Annotated in this window: 1 protein-coding gene; it reads right to left on the reverse strand. The window is 70.6% G+C overall.

Features of this window, described 5'->3' with window-relative positions:
- Window positions 1-85 precede the first annotated feature (85 nt).
- Window positions 86-547: CoA ester lyase (locus QZ271_RS14460; RefSeq protein WP_291432639.1), on the reverse strand; the 462-nt coding region annotated here is incomplete at its 5' end.

Below are 547 nucleotides of genomic sequence, written 5' to 3' on the forward strand. Positions count from 1 at the left end.
GAACGGCTGCTCCCCCTGCCCCGGGGGGTTTGGGTGTTGGGGGGTGGGGCAGCACCCGGAAAACCCACCGCCACGCCCCCACGCGCTATCCCTCCGTAACCCCCCACAATTCCAGAACCTCCTGCGCTTCATCCACGTGCATCTGCTCGACGAGTGCGCCCCGGAAGGTAGCGACGCTCTTGCCGTCGGCCCGCGCGGCCTCCCACGCGCTGATCAGTTCCCGCGCCTCCTCGGCCTCCTGGGCGGTAACGCCGAAGGCGGTGTTGGCACCTTCAATCTGGTCAGGGTGGATGACGGTCTTGCCGGTGAAGCCGAGGGCCCGGCCCTGCTGGCATTCGCGTTGAAAGCCTCCGGGGTTGCGCACGTCGTTGTACACGGCGTCCAGTGGGGTCTTGCCGTGGGCGCGGGCGGCGAGGATGACGCTGCTCAGGGCGTGCAGCAGGGGTGCGCGGTCGGGGTGGGGTTGGGTGCGCAGGGCGCGGGCAAGGTCGTTTGCGCCGACGAGCAGGGCGGTCACGCCGGGCACGGCGGCGATGTGGGGGGCGTT

It is taken from the genome of Deinococcus sp. (genome assembly GCF_018260555.1).
Classification (GTDB): Bacteria; Deinococcota; Deinococci; order Deinococcales; family Deinococcaceae; genus Deinococcus.